Raw genomic sequence first — 15,873 nt, 5'->3', positions numbered from 1 at the left:
CGGGCGAAAAACCGGGGCCGGAATTTTTCGAATTATCCGCGCGGATCGATGACAGCCCTGCGCTCAGCCTGCTTAGGCGTCGGACAGCCAGCGCTGCACCAGGCGGACCCAGTAGGCAACACCGTAGGGAATCGCCTCGTCGTTGAAATCGTAATGGGGATTGTGCAGCGTGCAACCGCCTTCACCGGGCCCGTTGCCGAGCCACACGTAGCAGCCCGGCTTTTCCTGCAGGAAATAGGCGAAATCCTCGGCACCCATGCTGGGCTTGGGATCCACCGTCACGTTGGCATCCCCGCAGATCTCCTTCGCCACCGCCGCGCAGAACTCCGCCTCCGGCACCGAATTGATCGTCGCCGGATAGCCGCGCCGGTACTCGAAGCGGATGTCGGCGCCAAAGGCTGCAGCGACGCCGGTGCACACCCGCTGCATCGCCTCCTCGACGCTGGCTTCCACCTCGGGCCGGAAGGCCCGCACGGTGCCGCACAGCTGCGCCACTTCGGGAATCACGTTGTAGGCATCGCCGGCATGGAACTGGGTCAGCGACAGTACGGCCGAATCCTGCGGATCGACATTGCGCGACACCACCGACTGCAGCGCCTGCACCAGCGCAGCGCCGGTGAGCACCGGGTCGATGCCCTGGTGTGGCATCGCCGCGTGGGCGCCCTGCCCGCGGATCTCGATGTCGAAGCGGTCGGCGCAGGCCATCACCGGCCCACGGTGCACGGCAATCTGCCCGACCGGCAGGCCCGGCCAGTTGTGCAGGCCGAACACCGCCTCCATCGGGAAACGCTCGAAGAGCCCGTCGGCAATCATCGCCGGTGCGCCGCCCTCGCCTTCCTCGGCCGGCTGGAACAGGAAATAGACCGTCCCGTCGAAGTCGGGATTGCGGGTCAGGTAGGCCGCAGCGCCGAGCAGCACGGCGGTATGCCCGTCGTGCCCGCAGGCGTGCATGCGGCCGGGATGGCGCGAGTGGTGCGTGAAGTCGTTCTTCTCCTGGATCGGCAGCGCGTCCATGTCGGCGCGCAGGCCGATGGCCCGCTGGCTGTTGCCGGCGCGCAGCACACCGACCACGCCGGTCTTGCCGATACCCCTGTGCGTCTCGATGCCGAGCGCCTCCAGGCGCTCGGCAACCAGGGCCGCGGTGCGATGCTCCTCGAAGGCCAGCTCAGGATGGGCGTGGATGTCGCGGCGGAGCGCCGTGATCTCCAGATGGAGGGCCCCCAAATTCTCTAGAAGGTGCATGATGCGTCCCGATGTCCGGCCCAGAGGCCGTGGATCAATTAATGATAGCAGCGGGCTTCGTCCCCGCTCCACCACCCGAGCCCGCCCCCAGCGATGAAACTGTTCTACGCCGACCATTTCGTGCTGCCCTTGCCCGAAGGGCACCGCTTTCCGATGGAAAAGTACGCCCGCCTGCGCACGCGCCTGCTCGCCGCCGGCCTGTTCGATGCCGACGACTTCCACGTCCCGACGGCGGCCAGCGATACCGAGATCCTGCGCGCCCACGATGCCCGCTATCTGCAAAGCGTGGCCCGCGGCATGCTGGACAAAGAGGCCCAGCGGCGCATCGGTTTTCCGTGGTCCGAGGCGATGGTGGAACGCTCGCGCCGTTCCGCCGGCGCCACGCTGGCCGCCTGCCGCGCCGCCCTCGAAGACGGCTGCGCCGCCAACCTGGCCGGCGGCACCCACCATGCGTTCCGCGACCGGGGCGAAGGCTTCTGCGTCTTCAACGACTCGGCAATTGCCGCGCTGGCCATGCGAGCCGAAGGCCGCGTCGAACGCGTGGCCATCGTCGACTGCGACGTGCACCAGGGCAACGGCACCGCGGCGATCCTGTCCAACCGGCCGGACTGTTTCACCTTCAGCATCCACGGCGCCCAGAACTACCCCTTCGACAAGGAACGCAGCGACCTGGATGTGGACATGCCCGACGGCAGCGGCGACGGAGCCTACCTCGACGCGCTGCAGCCGGCGCTGGCCGAGGTGTTCCGGCGCGCCGATCCACAGCTGGTCATCTATCTGGCCGGCGCCGATCCGTTTGAAGACGACCGCCTCGGCCGCCTCAAGCTCACGAAGGCCGGACTCGCCGCCCGCGACGAGCTGGTGCTCGGCGAGTGCCGGCACCGCGGCCTGCCGGTGGCCATCGCGATGGCCGGCGGCTATGCCCGCCAGATCGACGACACGGTGGACATCCACGTCGCCACGGTGAGCACCGCCGCACACATCTTCCGTGCACGTAAAGCAGCATCGCTATAATCGAGAAAACCCCAGCGAGGATTCCCCATGCGTTTCGAAGGCTCCGACAACTACGTCGCCACCCCCGACCTGATGCTGGCCGTCAATGCGGCGATCCGCCTGCAGCGCCCGCTGCTCATCAAGGGCGAGCCCGGCACCGGCAAGACCATGCTCGCCGAGGAAGTCGCCGCCGCCCTCGGCATGCCGCTGCTGCAGTGGCACATCAAGTCCACCACCAAGGCCCAGCAAGGCCTGTACGAATACGATGCGGTGTCCCGCCTGCGCGACTCCCAGCTCGGCGACGACAAGGTGAAGGACATCGGCAACTACATCGTCAAGGGCACGCTGTGGCAGGCCTTCGATGCCGACGAGCCGACCGTGGTGCTGATCGACGAGATCGACAAGGCCGACATCGAGTTCCCCAACGACTTGCTGCGCGAACTCGACCGCATGGAGTTCCATGTCTACGAGACCCGCGAGACCGTCAAGGCGCGCCACCGCCCCATCGTCTTCATCACCTCCAACAACGAGAAGGAGCTGCCGGACGCCTTCCTGCGCCGCTGCTTCTTCCACTACATCAAGTTCCCCGACCGGGACACGATGCAGAAGATCGTCGACGTGCACTTCCCCGGTATCAAGCAGGCCCTGCTGAAGGAGGCCCTGGAGGTCTTCTTCGGCCTGCGCGACGTGCCGGGCCTGAAGAAGAAGCCGTCCACATCGGAGCTGATCGACTGGCTCAAGCTGCTGGTCGCGGAGGAGATCCCGGTTGAAGCCCTGCGCTCGCCCGACCAGAAGGCTGCCATCCCGCCGCTGCACGGCGCGCTGCTGAAGAACGAGCAGGACATGCACCTCTTCGAGCGCCTGGTCTACATGGCCCAGCGCAACCGCTGAGCCGGACGCCGCCATGCTCATCGACTTCTTCCTGCACCTCAAGAGCCGCAAGCTGCCGGTGTCGACGAAGGAATTCCTGACCCTGCTCGAAGCCCTCGAAGCCGGCCTGGGCGGGCACAGCATGGAAGACTTCTACTTTCTGGCCCGCGCCAGCCTGGTCAAGGACGAGAGCCAGTACGACCGCTTCGATCAGGCCTTCGGCGAGTACTTCAAGGGCATCGAGGCCATCCCCGGCCTGGAAGTGGATCTACCCGAGGAATGGCTGAAGGCCTTGGCGACGAAACACCTCAGCCCCGAAGAGAAGGCCAGGCTCGAGAAGCTCGGCTGGGACAAGCTGATGGAGGAGTTCAAGAGGCGCCTGCAGGAACAGAAGGGGCGCCACCAGGGCGGCTCGAAATGGGTCGGTACCGGCGGCACCTCGCCCTTCGGCAACAGCGGCTACAACCCGGAAGGCATCCGCGTCGGCGGCGAGTCGGCCGGCAACCGCACGGCAATAAAAGTGTGGGACCAGCGGGAATACCGGAATCTGGACGACACCGTCGAACTGGGCACCCGCAACATCAAGGTGGCGCTACGCCGCCTGCGCCGCTTCGCCCGCCTCGGCGCGCCGGACGAACTGGACCTGGACGGCACCATTGCCGCCACCGCCCGCAACGCCGGCTACCTGGACCTGCTGATGCGTCCGGAACGCCACAACGCGGTGAAGGTGCTGATCTTCTTCGACGTGGGCGGCTCGATGGACGACCACGTGAAGGTCTGTGAGGAGCTGTTCTCGGCCTGCCGCACCGAGTTCAAGCATCTGGAGTACTTCTACTTCCACAACTGCGTGTATGACCACGTATGGCGTGACAGCCGTCGGCGCCATAGCGAGCGCACGCCGACCCTCGACGTGCTCCACAAGTACGGCCCGGAATACAAGCTGATCTTCGTCGGCGACGCGACGATGAGCCCTTACGAGATTCTGCAGCCGGGCGGCTCCATCGAATACAGCAACCCGGAACCCGGCGCGACCTGGCTGCGCCGCCTCGCCGATGCTTATCCCGCAGTCGCCTGGCTCAACCCGGAGCCGGAGCGCATGTGGGACTATCGGCAAACCATCGGCATCGTGCGCCAGCTGCTGGGAGAGCGGATGTTCCCCCTCACGCTGGATGGCCTGACGCGAGCCATCACTCATCTGTCGCGGAAGCAATAGGCACCGCTACCGCGGCATGTCCGGAACCGAGCCGGTCACGGCGCCCGGTAGTTCTCCTGGGTCAGCAGGTCGATGCCGCAGGGTAGTTGCTCGATCCAGTCGAGGAAGCGATTGACCATCACCTTGCCCTCGAATCGGCAACCATGCTGCGGCACGATCATCTCCACGTCCAGTTGGCGAACCATGTTCACCCAGAAGCGGCAGATCTTGTTGGAGATCATGTAGCGGCGATGGAAGCCGGCCATGGTAATAACATGGTCGTCGAAATCCCGCACCGGCTCGGCGGCCTGATGGTGGTCGACGAGCGAGGCGCCCATATCTCCCGAGAACAGGATCTTGGCCACTGGATCGTAGAACTGGAAGTTACCTTCCGAGTGCATGAAGTGGGCAGGCACCGCCTTGATCTTGCTCTCGCCGAGCGGGATGTTCATGCCTTCGTCGGGGATGCCGAGGATCCGCGCCGAGTAATCCTTGCCGGTGGTGAAGTGCGGTACAAAACGCGTCCACAGACGGGAGATCATCACCTTGCAATGAGTAGAACACCATCCACTTGTTGAGGGAAGCGATGATGTCCGGGTCGGCGTGGGTGGCGAAGATGTAGTCCAGCCCCCGCGATGGAAAGAAGCGTTGCATGGACATCAGCAGGCCGTTGTAGGTCATGTTGCCGCCTGGGTCGATCAGCGCACCGTGCTCACCATCGACAATGAGGAACTGGTTGCACTGCACCGCATGGTCGGCTTCCTCGTCCACCAGATCGTAAAAGGCCAGACAGGCATGCTTGCCATTATTGAAGAGTTCGACTGCCATGGGGTGCATTCCGCGTATCAGAAAGATCGATACTTTATCCGAGTCGCCACATGGCGAAAACGTGACAGCAACTTACATTGACCGTCGTCAAAGAAACTTCTCGTCATTCGCACGGCATTGAGGTAGTTTTAGCACTTTCGGATAGTCCAGTCTCCGTCGTGAAACAAGTCATACCCCTACTTTGCGCGACTGTCATCCTGCTCGCACCGGTCGACTACGCGTGGTCCCTCGACACCGGCTTCGCCAGCCGGGCCCCGTCGTCCGCCTTGAACAGCCAGCAGAACAGCAGCTCGTTCATGGCCCGCAAGAAGCTGCTGGCCATGCGCAAGGGCCCTGGCGCCCAGGCCGGCTTCGGTGGTGTCAATGTGATGAACCGGGAGGGCGTCCGCCCGGAGGATCTGCGCCCACCATCCGCCACGATGTGCGCCATGCAAGGCATCTCCGGTCATGCCAAACCCAGCGCCGTCTCGCGCCAGGAAGCGTCCGGACGGGTCGTGCTGTCCACCGATCCCTCCAGCCTGAGCGGGCAAAGCGCCGACATCTACAGTGCCTGTGATTCCGCCGGCAAGCGCACCCGCGCCGGCCTCCGGCCCGGCAACGGATCGCTGCTCGTCAACTCGACAGGAGGGCGGATTGACAATACGGCAGCGGCCCGCCTACCCAACGCCAAGACGAAGAGCATCTACGATGCCAGGACCAATATGCTGGTCGGCGCCAAGGCAACAAAGGACCGCACTGCCGGCTTCGCCAACCAGCCTGCCAAATCCACTTCCCTGTTCGACCCGCTCACCGGCGGCATCAAGCCCCCAAAAGTCATGAGCGCGTACAGCGTCTATCAGCAGACGCCCTGACGTAACAACACCTGCCCGTCAGCGCCTGACGGGCCAGTACCAGCTCGGCACACCCTTGCGCCCGCCTCCCGCGCCCTGACGGCGGCGGCTGCGCAGATGGCCATCCACCGCGGCGATCCACGGCGCCAAGTGCATGTCGGCCAGTTCGAGATCCACGAACAGTTCCGGAAGACGATAGGCAAACCAGCGATAGGCCGCCAACAGACGCACGGTGGTTTCCGCCTCTTCCAGAGAGGCACGCCGCGGCGACTGAGGCAGGAAATCCAGCGCGATGGTCTTGCCCTTGTTGGCACCGTAAGCCCAGTCGCGCCACACTCCGTCGATCGTCTCGTTCTGGGATGCCATTGGCGCCATCGAGAACACATGCTTCTGATGAAGGCTGAGGTTCTTCATGCGGTCCAACTGGGCCGCGCGGGCCAACTGCTCCTCCGGGATGTGGGGTGTGAAGAAGCCGTCGCCACAGTCCGCGTGGAGCAGGAACAGGGACAGCAGCGCCTCCAGCCGGCGGTCGCCCGACATTTCGGCGATCTGCTCCAGGTAGGCCGAACCCGCCGTGATCTGGAAGCCCCTCGCCTCCAGTGGTTCCTGGTGGGTTTTCATGAGGCTGCTAACCACCCGGTGCTCGGCCGGGGTGAGGCCCGCCACGACCCCCTCCTCGTCATGATGACCGAAGCGCCCGGCGCGACCGCCGATCTGCTGCAGCAGGGACGGCGACAGGGTTCCCCGTGATGTGCCGTCAAACTTTTGCACGGCGGTGAACACGACGCGCCGGATCGGCAGATTGAGCCCCATGCCGATGGCGTCGGTGGCGACGAGGATGTCTGCATCCCCGCCGGCGAAACGGTGTGCCTCCCGTTCCCGCACCTCCGGCGACAGCGCACCATAGATGCAGGCCACCGACTTTCCCAGGGCCAGCAGGTCATCGCGCAGATTGAGGGCGTCCCGCCGCGAGAAGACGATGAAGGCGTCGCCGGGCTTGGCCCGCCGCAGCGCGGCCGCCGGATCGTTGCCCAGCGCCTGCCCCACCACCAGCGGATGCTTGCGCTGCTTGCGCCGGATCTCCAGCGGCAGGCCCAGGCGGGCGGCCAGCGCCGTAATGGCCGGCTCCGCCGACAGGGCCCCAACCAGCCACACCTCACGGGCATTGGCGCCGACCACCGCCTGGGTCCACGCCCAGCCACGATCCGGGTCGTCGAGCATCTGGATCTCGTCGATGACCGCCACCTCCACCGCCGTGGAGGAATCCAGCATCTCGATGGTGGACGCGGTCACGCGGCTGCCCTCGACGATGCGATGCTCCTCCCCGGTGATCAGCGACGCGCTGACGCCGAACTCCTCATTCAGGCGGGTGAAGGCCTCCAGCGCCAGCAGGCGCAGCGGCCCCAGGTACACCCCGGACGCGGCTGTCGCCAGGCGCTCGAAGGCGTCGTGGGTCTTGCCGGAATTGGTGGGCCCCAGCACCGCCACCAGCCGGCGCGTGCGACGGCCGGCCTGGAACGTGGCCGGATAATCGGACAGCTTGAGCGTCCGCCCGATCTGCTCCGCCAGATCGTGGTGGCGCTGTTTGGCGCGCAGATCGTTGAGGGACTGGGCAAGACCCTTGCCGACGGTGGAGAGGTCCAGATCGCCGCCAGACCACAGCTCCTTCAGCTTGCGCAGATTGGCTTGCAGCCCTTCCGCCGCACAAGCGTCGAGATAGGCGCCGATTTCGATGATCGCCGCTTCGAGCGCGTACTCCAACTCCGCGCCGACTTCCTTGAGCATGGCCTGTTCGAGCGCGTCGCGCACGTCGCCCGGCCGGCGTCGCCAATGGCTTGCCTGACCCAGGCAGCTCTCGGGCAGATGACCGAAGACCCGGAACGCGTCGCCCCGGATCCGTACGGTCCGGCCCACGGCCAGCCACACCCGGTTGCCGCTGAATGTGCGGGAGAAGCGCAGGGCTTCCGACGGGTTCGGGGGTGTATCCATAGCTATCCTATCTACGCTGCCATCGGTGTATCCGACGGGCAAAACATTGGGGGCGCACATCTTATTCGACCGCCCCCTTCCCGGCACGCCCAAATCCATGACCAAGGAAGGAAATGTTCCACGGGCCGCATACCTGGCCCCAGGGGCCTGCGTGCTGGAGTAAATCCGCCACTCACGGTAGTGTTGCGCGTTTCCGGCTTCCGCCGGGCATCTTCTTATACAGGGTAGGCATGTCTTGATGAGCGGTTTGCCACAGCCCGCGCGCCAGTGGGGGCGCGGAACGTCACGACCGGCATGGCTGGCCCGGCACATGCTTGCCCTCTCCTGCGCGGTGCTCAGCGCCTGCGCCACCGACCGCTTCGATCCGCAGCCCTTGTCTGCCGCCGCGATCGCCGAGATCCATGAAACCCGTGCGCTGAACTCGGCCGACCTGCAGCGCTACCTTTCGCAGCACGGCACAGCCCAGCCGCCGGAGCGCTGGGGGCTGGAGGCGCTGACACTGGCGGCTTTCTATTACAACCCGGAGCTGGAGGCCGCCCGCGCGCGCCTGGCAACGGTGGAGGCCGGTCGCCTCACCGCCGCGCAGCACCCGAACCCGACCCTGCAACTGCCGCTGCAGGGCACGCTCAATCCCCAGGCCGGCACATCACCCTGGACCCTGGGTTTCGCCCTCGATATTCCCATCGAGACCGGCGGCCGTCGCGCTTACCGCATCAATCAGGCGTCACAGCTCGGCGATGCGGCACGCTTCGGCTTCGCTGCCTCTGCGTGGGGCGTACGCAGCCGCCTGCGTTCGGCCCTGCTGGCCCTGTGGCATGCAGAAGCCCGCGAGACCCTGCTGCAGCAACAGGCGCTGCTCGACCGGGACATCGCAGAACGCTTCGAGCGGCGGCGTGCGCTGGGCGACGTTTCCGCCGGGGAAGCCAGCCAGCAACAGCTCGGCCTGATGCGAACCCAGGGCGAACAACTGGCCGCCCGGCGCCAGGCCGACAACGCCCGCGCTACCGTGGCTACCGCCTTGGGCATCGGCCTGCCGGCGCTCGGCGCGGTGGCGCTGGATCTGTCGGCTTTCGAACAGCCGCTTCCGCCCCTGCCTGCCCGCACCCTGCAAAGGCAGGCGCTGCTGAATCGCGCCGACGTGGCCGCCGCGCTGGCCCAGTTCGAAGCCAGCCAGTCCGCGCTGCAAGTGGAGATTGCCCGCCAGTATCCCAACATCACCCTGGGCCCCGGCTACACCTTCGACCAGGGCGCCCGCCGCCCCGGCTTCACTTTCGGTGGCCTGGAACTACCGCTCTTCAACCGCAATGAAGGCCCCATTGCCGAAGCTCGGGGACGGCGCCGGGAGGCCGAGGCACACATCCATCTACTGGAAAGCCAGGCCCTGGTGGAGACGGACGCCGCGATGACTGAATGCCTCAGCGCACAAGAGAGTCTACGACAACGGGAAACCCAGCTCGCCGAACAGACACGCCAGCTTTCGCGCCTGCACAAGGCCTTCGCCGCGGGCCAGGAGGACCGCTTGGCAGTGGCGCTGGCCGAGCGGCTGCAGTTGGCAGCCCGCCTGTCCGCGCTAGACGTCCGCCTGCAACTGCAAAGCGCGGTGGGACGCCTGGAAGACGCCCTGCAACAGCCCCTCGCCATGGCGGCGGACGACAATCGCAACCTGAAGTGATGATGCCCAACAAGACCCTCAGACGCGCCTCGCTGGTGCTCATACCGCTATTGGTGCTTGGACTGAGCGTGGCTGGTTTCCTGCAGTCCCGCGCAGAAGAAGGCCGCGAGGCCGAACAGGAGAGCGCCGCCATCCCTTCGCGCGTGGCAATGGAAGATGGCTTCACCGTGCTAACCCTCGACAAGGCCATGCAGGCACACAACGACATCCGGACCACCGCGCTCGCCCCAGCCGGCGCGGGTAGCGGCGCAGAGTTCTACGGCACGGTGGTCGATCTGCAGCCTCTCATGGATCTGGCCAGTCGCCGCGATGCCGCCGCGGCAGATCTGGCGGCCGCCGACACCGCCCTCGCGGCCGCGCGCGCCGAGCAGGCCCGCGTCGAAGCCCTGTACCAGGATGGCGGCACCGCTTCGCTCAAGGCGCTGGAGGCCGCCCGTACCGCCGATGCGGCGGCAAACGCCAGGTCGCGCGCTGCCCAGGCAGCCCTCGGCAGCGTCAACAGCGCGCTGCGCAACCAGTTCGGCACGGTCATCGCCGGCTGGGCCGGCAGCCAGGGAGGCCGTGCGCTCGCGCCCCTGCTGGCACGGCGCGAAGCCCTGCTGCGTCTCGTGCCGCCGACGACCGAAGCGCCGCCGGTGGTCTTCATCACCAGCGATGGCATGCCGCCCCTCGAAGCCCGACGCGTATCGCCGTCCCCACAGGCCGATGCTGCCTTCCACGGACAGGCGCATTTCTATCGCACGATCGCCGATCTGCCCGCCGGTTTGCGCCTGAGCGCCCATGCACCGGGCGCCGCCGGCGTACGCATTCCGGCCGACGCCATCGTCTGGTACGGCGGCCAGCCGTGGGCCTACGTGCAGATTGCCGAGTCACATTTCGCGCGACGCCCGGTCGATGCCGGCCAGCCCCGGGACGGAGACTTCATCGTGACGCACACATTTACGGCCGGCGAACAGGTCGTCGTACGCGGCGCGCAGCTGCTGCTGTCCGAGGAGTCGCGGCCCGCGACGGCCGGACAGACGGACAACGACTGACACGCCCTCGCCCGTGATGCTGACCGCCCTCATCGACTCCGCCGTCCGCCTGCGTGGCGTGATGGTCGCCCTGGCCTGCCTGCTGCTTGGTTACGGCGTGTATGCCTTGAGCCAGTCCCGGCTCGACGTCTTCCCCGAGTTCACGCCGCCGCTGGTCACCGTGCAGACGGAAGCGCCGGGCCTGTCGGCCGAGCAGGTGGAGCAGCTGGTCACCCAGCGCGTCGAGAACGTCCTCGGCGGTGCCAAGGGCCTCGCCTCCATGCGCTCCCAATCGATCCAGGGCGTCTCCGTCATCACGCTCACCTTTAGCGACGCGACGGACATCTGGCGTGCCCGCCAGCTGGTCAGCGAACAGCTGGCGGCACTGGCCGGCGAGCTGCCCGCGGGTGTGCGCAGCCCACGGATGACCGCGCTGAGTTCCGCCACCACCCAGGTGCTGGGCATCGGACTGACATCCGGCTCCAGGTCGCAGATGGAGTTGCGCAGCTTTGCCGAGTGGACGCTGAAGCCGCGCCTGCTGGGCCGCCCCGGCGTCTCCGACGTGGGCATCTATGGTGGTGATGTGAAGCAGTACCAGGTTCAGGTGATACCGGAAAAGCTCGTACGCCTCGGCTTGTCGCTGCAGGATGTCGTGGCCGCCGCGCAGCGAGCGACCGGCGTCCGCGGCGCCGGCGTGCTCGACACCGCCAACCAGCGCATCGTCCTCACCACCGAGGCCCAGGCCACATCGGCAGCGCAGCTTGGCCAGGTCATGCTGCGGACACAGAACGGCAGCGTCGTGCGACTAGCGGATGTGGCCACGGTCGCGCTCGGCAGCGAGGTGCCGTTCAGCGGCGCCAACGTGCAGGGCCAGCCCGGCGTGATCCTGATGGTCAGCAACCAGTACAGCGCCGACACCGTGTCGGTGACCCGCGAGCTCGACGCGGCGCTGGACAGCCTGCGCCCCGTGCTGGCCGCCCAGGACATCGAACTGCATGCGGACCTGTTCCGGCCGGCCAATTTCATCGTGGCGGCGACGAACCATCTGCGTGCAGCTCTGCTGCTCGGCGCCGGCATGGTGGTCCTGGTGCTGTTCCTCTTCCTGTTCAACGCGCGTACCGCCTTCATCTCGGCGACGGCCATTCCCCTTTCGCTGCTGGCGGCCATCGTCATCCTCCACCACATGGGCGTGGCGCTCAACACCATGACCCTGGGTGGCCTCGCCCTTGCGCTAGGCGAGGTCGTGGACGACGCCATCATCGACGTGGAGAACATCTACCGGCGCCTGCGCGAGAACCGGCGCCTGGGCTACCCGCTCACCGCGCTGCAGGTGGTCGTGCGGGCATCCACCGAGGTGCGCGGCGCGGTGATCTACGCCACCTTCACCGTCGCCGCGGTCTTCCTGCCGGTGCTGAGCCTGACCGGCGTGGCCGGCCGCCTGTTCGCGCCGCTGGCCCTCGCCTACCTGCTGGCCATCCTGTCGTCCCTCGTCGTGGCGCTGACCCTGACGCCGGCTCTGTGCTACCTGCTGCTGGCGGCCCGGGACGAGGATGTAGAGGAGCCCCGGCTCTATGTCTGGCTCAAGGCGCATTACGCCCGACTGCTCATGCATGTCGAGGCGCACGGGCGCACCGTCGTGCTCGCCTTGGCCGGCCTGGCCATGATGGCGCTGGCAACCCTGCCCTTCCTGCGCATGGAGTTCCTGCCGGAACTGCGCGAGGGGCACGTCATCGTGCATATGCGTGCCACGCCCGGCACATCCCTGCAGGAGGCCCTGCGCATCGGTGCTCAGGTCAGCAAGGCCCTGCTTGAGGTACCCAACATCCGTAGCGTGGCCCAGCGCGCCGGCCGCACCGCACGCGGTGTGGATGTGCTGGGCCCCCAGTACAGCGAGTTCGAGGTGGACCTGGTGCCGGGGCTGGATGCCGAGGCCCAGGAGGCGACCCAGGCACGCATGCGCGAAATCCTGGGCCAATTCGCCGGCCTCACCTTCACCTCGGAGACCTTCCTCACCGAGCGCATCCAGGAAACCCTGTCCGGTTACACGGCCCCCATCATCCTGAACATTTTCGGGGCGGACCTGGATGTGCTGGACGGCCTGGCCCGCCAAGCCCAGAGCATCCTGGCCACCGTTCCAGGCGCAAGCGGCGTGACACAACAGTCGCCACCGATGCTGCCTCAGTTATCGGTGCGCCTGCGCCAGGACCAGCTCGCCCGCTGGGGCTTCGCCCCTCTGGATGTGCTTGAAGCCATCCAGACTGCCTACCAGGGCACCGATGTCGCCCAGGTGTACGAGGGCAACGCGGTCAGCAACGTCACCGTCGTGCTGGCAGCAGCAGCCCGGCGCAACCCGGCCAGCGTCGGCGATCTGCCGCTGCGCAATGCAGCAGGGATGACCGTTCCGCTGCGCCGGCTGGCCGACATCCGCGAAACGGAAGGGCGTTACCTCATCCTCCACAGCGGTGGCCAACGCCTCCAGACGGTGACCGCCCAGGTGGCCGGGCGCACCGTGGAGGAAGTCGTCGCCGCGACCCGACAGCGCCTGAGCACCGATCTGAAACTGCCCCGGGGTTACTTCTTCGCTTTCGCCGGCGAAGCCCAGGCTCAAGCCCAGGCACGGCAGGACTTGCTGGTCGATTTCGGCGTGGCCGCGGTCGCCATCGGCATCCTGGTCTACCTGGCGCTGAGGAGTACGCGCAGCATGCTGCTGGTCATGACCAATCTGCCCTTTGCGCTGGTCGGCGGCCTGGTGCTGGCCTTCGCCACCGGTGGCCTGCTCTCCCTCGGCTCACTGGTGGGCTTCGTGACACTGTTCGGCATCACCCTGCGCAATGCCATCATGCTCATCTCCCACTACCAATATCTGGTGCGGGAGGAAGGGCACGCGTGGAACCTGGAAACGGCGCTGCTCGGGGCCACCGAACGCCTCGCGCCGATCTTGATGACCGCCCTGGTTACCGGCCTCGGCCTCCTGCCGCTGGCCCTGCAGAGCGGCGAACCGGGCAACGAGGTCGAGGGACCGATGGCCATCATCATCCTGGGCGGAATCGTCACCTCGACCCTGCTCAACCTGCTGGTGCTGCCAACCCTGGCCTTGCGCTTCGGGCGATTTGAGGCAGGCGGCACCCATGGACAAGCAGCCTGATTTTCAACCAGAGGCGGACCCTGTGACTTTTCCAAAGAACGTCGTCCAGCCACCGTAGGGAAGCGCGAAAATCAATCCGCCGGCCCATGTGTGAAATTCAAATGCAGAAAAGCAAAAAGCCCTGATTGCTCAGGGCTTTTTGCTTGAAACTGGTCTTGGCGGAGAGTGAGGGATTCGAACCCTCGATGCAAGTTTTAGCTCGCATGCTCCCTTAGCAGGGGAGTGCCTTCGACCTCTCGGCCAACTCTCCCGTCAAGAGCTGCGCATTGTAGACATGCTGCAGCTCTTTGTCAAATCAAGATTGCGCTTGCTCGAGACCGAAAGCGCGGTGCAGCACGCGGACAGCCAGTTCGAGGTACTTTTCGTCGATGACGACGGAGATCTTGATCTCGGAGGTGGAGATCATCTGGATGTTGATGCCTTCCTCGGCCAGCGTGCGGAACATGCGTGACGCGACGCCCGGGTGGGAGCGCATGCCGACGCCGACGATGGACACCTTGGCCATCGTACGGTCGCCCTGGATCTCGCGGGCGCCGATGTGGCCCTGGACCTGCTCGAGGATCTTGTTGGTCTTATCGAAATCGCCGCGGCTGACGGTGAAGGAGAAGTCGGTGGTGCCGTCATGGCCGACATTCTGGATGATCATGTCCACATCGACATTGGCATCCGCCACCGGGCCGAGGATCTGGTAGGCGATGCCCGGCTTGTCCGGCACGCCCTGCACGGTAATCTTGGCTTCGTCGCGATTGAAAGCAATGCCGGAGATGATCGGCTGTTCCATGTTCTTGTCTTCCTCAACGGTAATCAGGGTGCCCTCACCTTCCTCCTGAAAGCTGGAGAGAACACGAAGCTTCACTTTGTACTTGCCGGCAAATTCCACGGAGCGGATCTGCAGCACCTTGGAACCCAGGCTGGCCATTTCCAGCATCTCTTCGAAGGTGATGGTGTCCAGCTTGCGGGCTTCCGGCACGACGCGCGGGTCGGTGGTGTATACGCCGTCCACGTCGGTGTAGATCTGGCATTCATCGGCCTGGATGGCTGCCGCCAGCGCAACGCCGGTGGTGTCGGAACCGCCACGGCCCAGCGTAGTAATGTTGCCGGCCTCATCCACCCCCTGGAAACCCGCCACAACCACGACCGCGCCAGCATCCAGATCGCGGCGGATGTTGTCGCCGTCGATGTCGAGGATGCGCGCTTTGGTGTAGGAGTCGTCGGTCAGGATGCGCACCTGGCCACCGGTGTAGCTGCGCGCCTTGATGCCCAGCTCTTCGAGCGCCATGCACAGCAGGCCGATGGTGACCTGCTCACCGGTGGAGATCACCACGTCGAGCTCGCGGGGGCTGGGATTCGTGCTGACTTCCTTGGCCAGTGCAATCAGGCGATTGGTCTCGCCGCTCATCGCGGACAGGACGATCACCAGCTGGTGTCCCTGGGCTTGGAACTTCGCGACCCGCTTGGCCACGTTCTTGATCCGCTCGGGGTTACCGACGGAAGTGCCGCCATATTTCTGAACTATGAGCGCCATCTTGACTTCTAAGAAGTGAGGATATGGGAAACCCGTGATCTTAACGGATATCGCCGCGACGTGCAGCCCCACAGATTTTTCCGTAACGATGTGTGCCATGTCACGAAAAATTGCTGTGGAAAACCCTAGTCCATGCAAATATGGCGTTGTATGTGTTGCGAGTAGTGATCTATACTTTCCGACATATAACGAAAGTTATATCAGACAGCAGCTAGTCTGTTGTAAAGACTGACAGAGTGAACAACCCCTTGAGGATGGCAAAAATGAAGACTACTGAAAAAGTTGATGTGCGCGAAATCCGTCGTAAGCTCGGTTTGAACCAGTCCCAGTTCTGGTCCAAGATCGGCGTTACCCAGAGCGGTGGCTCCCGTTATGAAAGCGGCCGCAACATTCCGCGTCCGGTACAAGCCCTGCTCCGCTTGGTTCATATCGAACAGGTGGACATTAGCAAGATCAAGAAGGATGACGTCGAAGTGGTGGAGTACCTGAAGTCCACCAACCCTGAGCTGTTCAAGACGCTGAAGAAGGAAGCCCGCGCCAAGAAGAAAGAGCGCGTCGCTCACTGAGCAGGTAC

The 15,873-nt window shown here is 65.4% G+C and carries 12 protein-coding genes, 1 tRNA gene and 1 pseudogene; 9 read left to right on the top strand and 5 right to left on the bottom strand.

Annotated features, from left to right (window positions below; genetic code table 11):
* Positions 1–72: 72 nt before the first annotated feature.
* Positions 73–1,242 carry a M20 aminoacylase family protein gene (locus AC1PQG_RS09305; RefSeq protein WP_481122285.1) on the bottom strand — a complete coding sequence of 390 codons (1,170 nt, stop codon included), beginning with the start codon at positions 1,240–1,242 and terminating at the stop codon, positions 73–75.
* Positions 1,243–1,335: 93 nt separating this feature from the next.
* Here AC1PQG_RS09305 and AC1PQG_RS09300 point away from each other — a divergent pair, with 93 nt between their 5' ends.
* The 3 genes from AC1PQG_RS09300 to AC1PQG_RS09290 are packed head-to-tail and all read left to right on the top strand — an operon-like array spanning position 1,336 to position 4,318.
* A complete protein-coding gene (locus tag AC1PQG_RS09300; protein WP_481122284.1) occupies positions 1,336–2,256 on the top strand; it encodes a histone deacetylase family protein in 921 nt (306 codons plus the stop codon).
* 27 nt (positions 2,257–2,283) lie between these two features.
* On the top strand, positions 2,284–3,126 hold the full coding sequence (locus tag AC1PQG_RS09295; protein WP_079435023.1) for an AAA family ATPase: 843 nt from the start codon (positions 2,284–2,286) through the stop codon (positions 3,124–3,126).
* 13 nt (positions 3,127–3,139) lie between these two features.
* Positions 3,140–4,318 (top strand): vWA domain-containing protein, encoded by a 1,179-nt coding sequence (locus AC1PQG_RS09290; protein WP_481122283.1) that lies wholly within the window; start codon positions 3,140–3,142, stop codon positions 4,316–4,318.
* Between the two features lie 35 nt (positions 4,319–4,353).
* On the opposite strand, the pseudogene AC1PQG_RS09285 reads toward AC1PQG_RS09290, so the two are convergent.
* A pseudogene (locus tag AC1PQG_RS09285) lies at positions 4,354–5,044 on the bottom strand (oxygen-binding di-iron domain-containing protein).
* On the opposite strand from AC1PQG_RS09285, the gene AC1PQG_RS09280 reads away from it, so the two are divergent.
* Both AC1PQG_RS09280 and AC1PQG_RS09275 read left to right on the top strand, forming a co-directional pair.
* Positions 4,946–5,206 (top strand): hypothetical protein, encoded by a 261-nt coding sequence (locus tag AC1PQG_RS09280; protein WP_481123065.1) that lies wholly within the window; start codon positions 4,946–4,948, stop codon positions 5,204–5,206. The pseudogene AC1PQG_RS09285 and the gene AC1PQG_RS09280 overlap by 99 nt on opposite strands.
* Positions 5,207–5,283: 77 nt before the next feature.
* Positions 5,284–5,976: a hypothetical protein gene (locus tag AC1PQG_RS09275; RefSeq protein WP_481122282.1), complete on the top strand. Its 693-nt coding sequence runs from the start codon at positions 5,284–5,286 to the stop codon at positions 5,974–5,976.
* Between the two features lie 18 nt (positions 5,977–5,994).
* On the opposite strand, the gene AC1PQG_RS09270 is transcribed toward AC1PQG_RS09275, so the two are convergent.
* A complete protein-coding gene (locus AC1PQG_RS09270; protein ID WP_481122281.1) occupies positions 5,995–7,944 on the bottom strand; it encodes a helicase-related protein in 1,950 nt (649 codons plus the stop codon).
* A gap of 310 nt (positions 7,945–8,254) precedes the next feature.
* Here AC1PQG_RS09270 and AC1PQG_RS09265 point away from each other — a divergent pair, with 310 nt between their 5' ends.
* From AC1PQG_RS09265 to AC1PQG_RS09255, 3 genes are read left to right on the top strand one after another with little or no spacing between them, the layout of a single operon-like run.
* On the top strand, positions 8,255–9,616 hold the full coding sequence (locus tag AC1PQG_RS09265; RefSeq protein ID WP_481122280.1) for a TolC family protein: 1,362 nt from the start codon (positions 8,255–8,257) through the stop codon (positions 9,614–9,616).
* Positions 9,613–10,650, top strand: coding sequence for a hypothetical protein (locus AC1PQG_RS09260; RefSeq protein ID WP_481122279.1), 1,038 nt, complete (start codon positions 9,613–9,615; stop codon positions 10,648–10,650). Before AC1PQG_RS09265 ends, AC1PQG_RS09260 begins: the two co-directional genes overlap by 4 nt.
* Before the next feature lie 16 nt (positions 10,651–10,666).
* Positions 10,667–13,774 carry an efflux RND transporter permease subunit gene (locus tag AC1PQG_RS09255; RefSeq protein ID WP_481122278.1) on the top strand — a complete coding sequence of 1,036 codons (3,108 nt, stop codon included), beginning with the start codon at positions 10,667–10,669 and terminating at the stop codon, positions 13,772–13,774.
* Between the two features lie 156 nt (positions 13,775–13,930).
* On the opposite strand, the gene AC1PQG_RS09250 is transcribed toward AC1PQG_RS09255, so the two are convergent.
* Both AC1PQG_RS09250 and AC1PQG_RS09245 read right to left on the bottom strand, forming a co-directional pair.
* Positions 13,931–14,024: transfer RNA gene (locus AC1PQG_RS09250), tRNA-Ser, on the bottom strand.
* Between the two features lie 45 nt (positions 14,025–14,069).
* On the bottom strand, positions 14,070–15,299 hold the full coding sequence (locus AC1PQG_RS09245) for an aspartate kinase (protein WP_481122277.1): 1,230 nt from the start codon (positions 15,297–15,299) through the stop codon (positions 14,070–14,072).
* A gap of 263 nt (positions 15,300–15,562) precedes the next feature.
* Between AC1PQG_RS09245 and AC1PQG_RS09240 the strand changes: the two genes are divergently transcribed.
* Positions 15,563–15,865: a helix-turn-helix domain-containing protein gene (locus AC1PQG_RS09240; protein ID WP_481114636.1), complete on the top strand. Its 303-nt coding sequence runs from the start codon at positions 15,563–15,565 to the stop codon at positions 15,863–15,865.
* Positions 15,866–15,873 lie beyond the last annotated feature (8 nt).

It is taken from the genome of Zoogloea sp. GDB6, assembly GCF_056724105.1.
The sequence above is the reverse complement of the archived record's forward strand: the minus strand, read 5'-3'. Positions and strand labels throughout refer to the sequence as shown.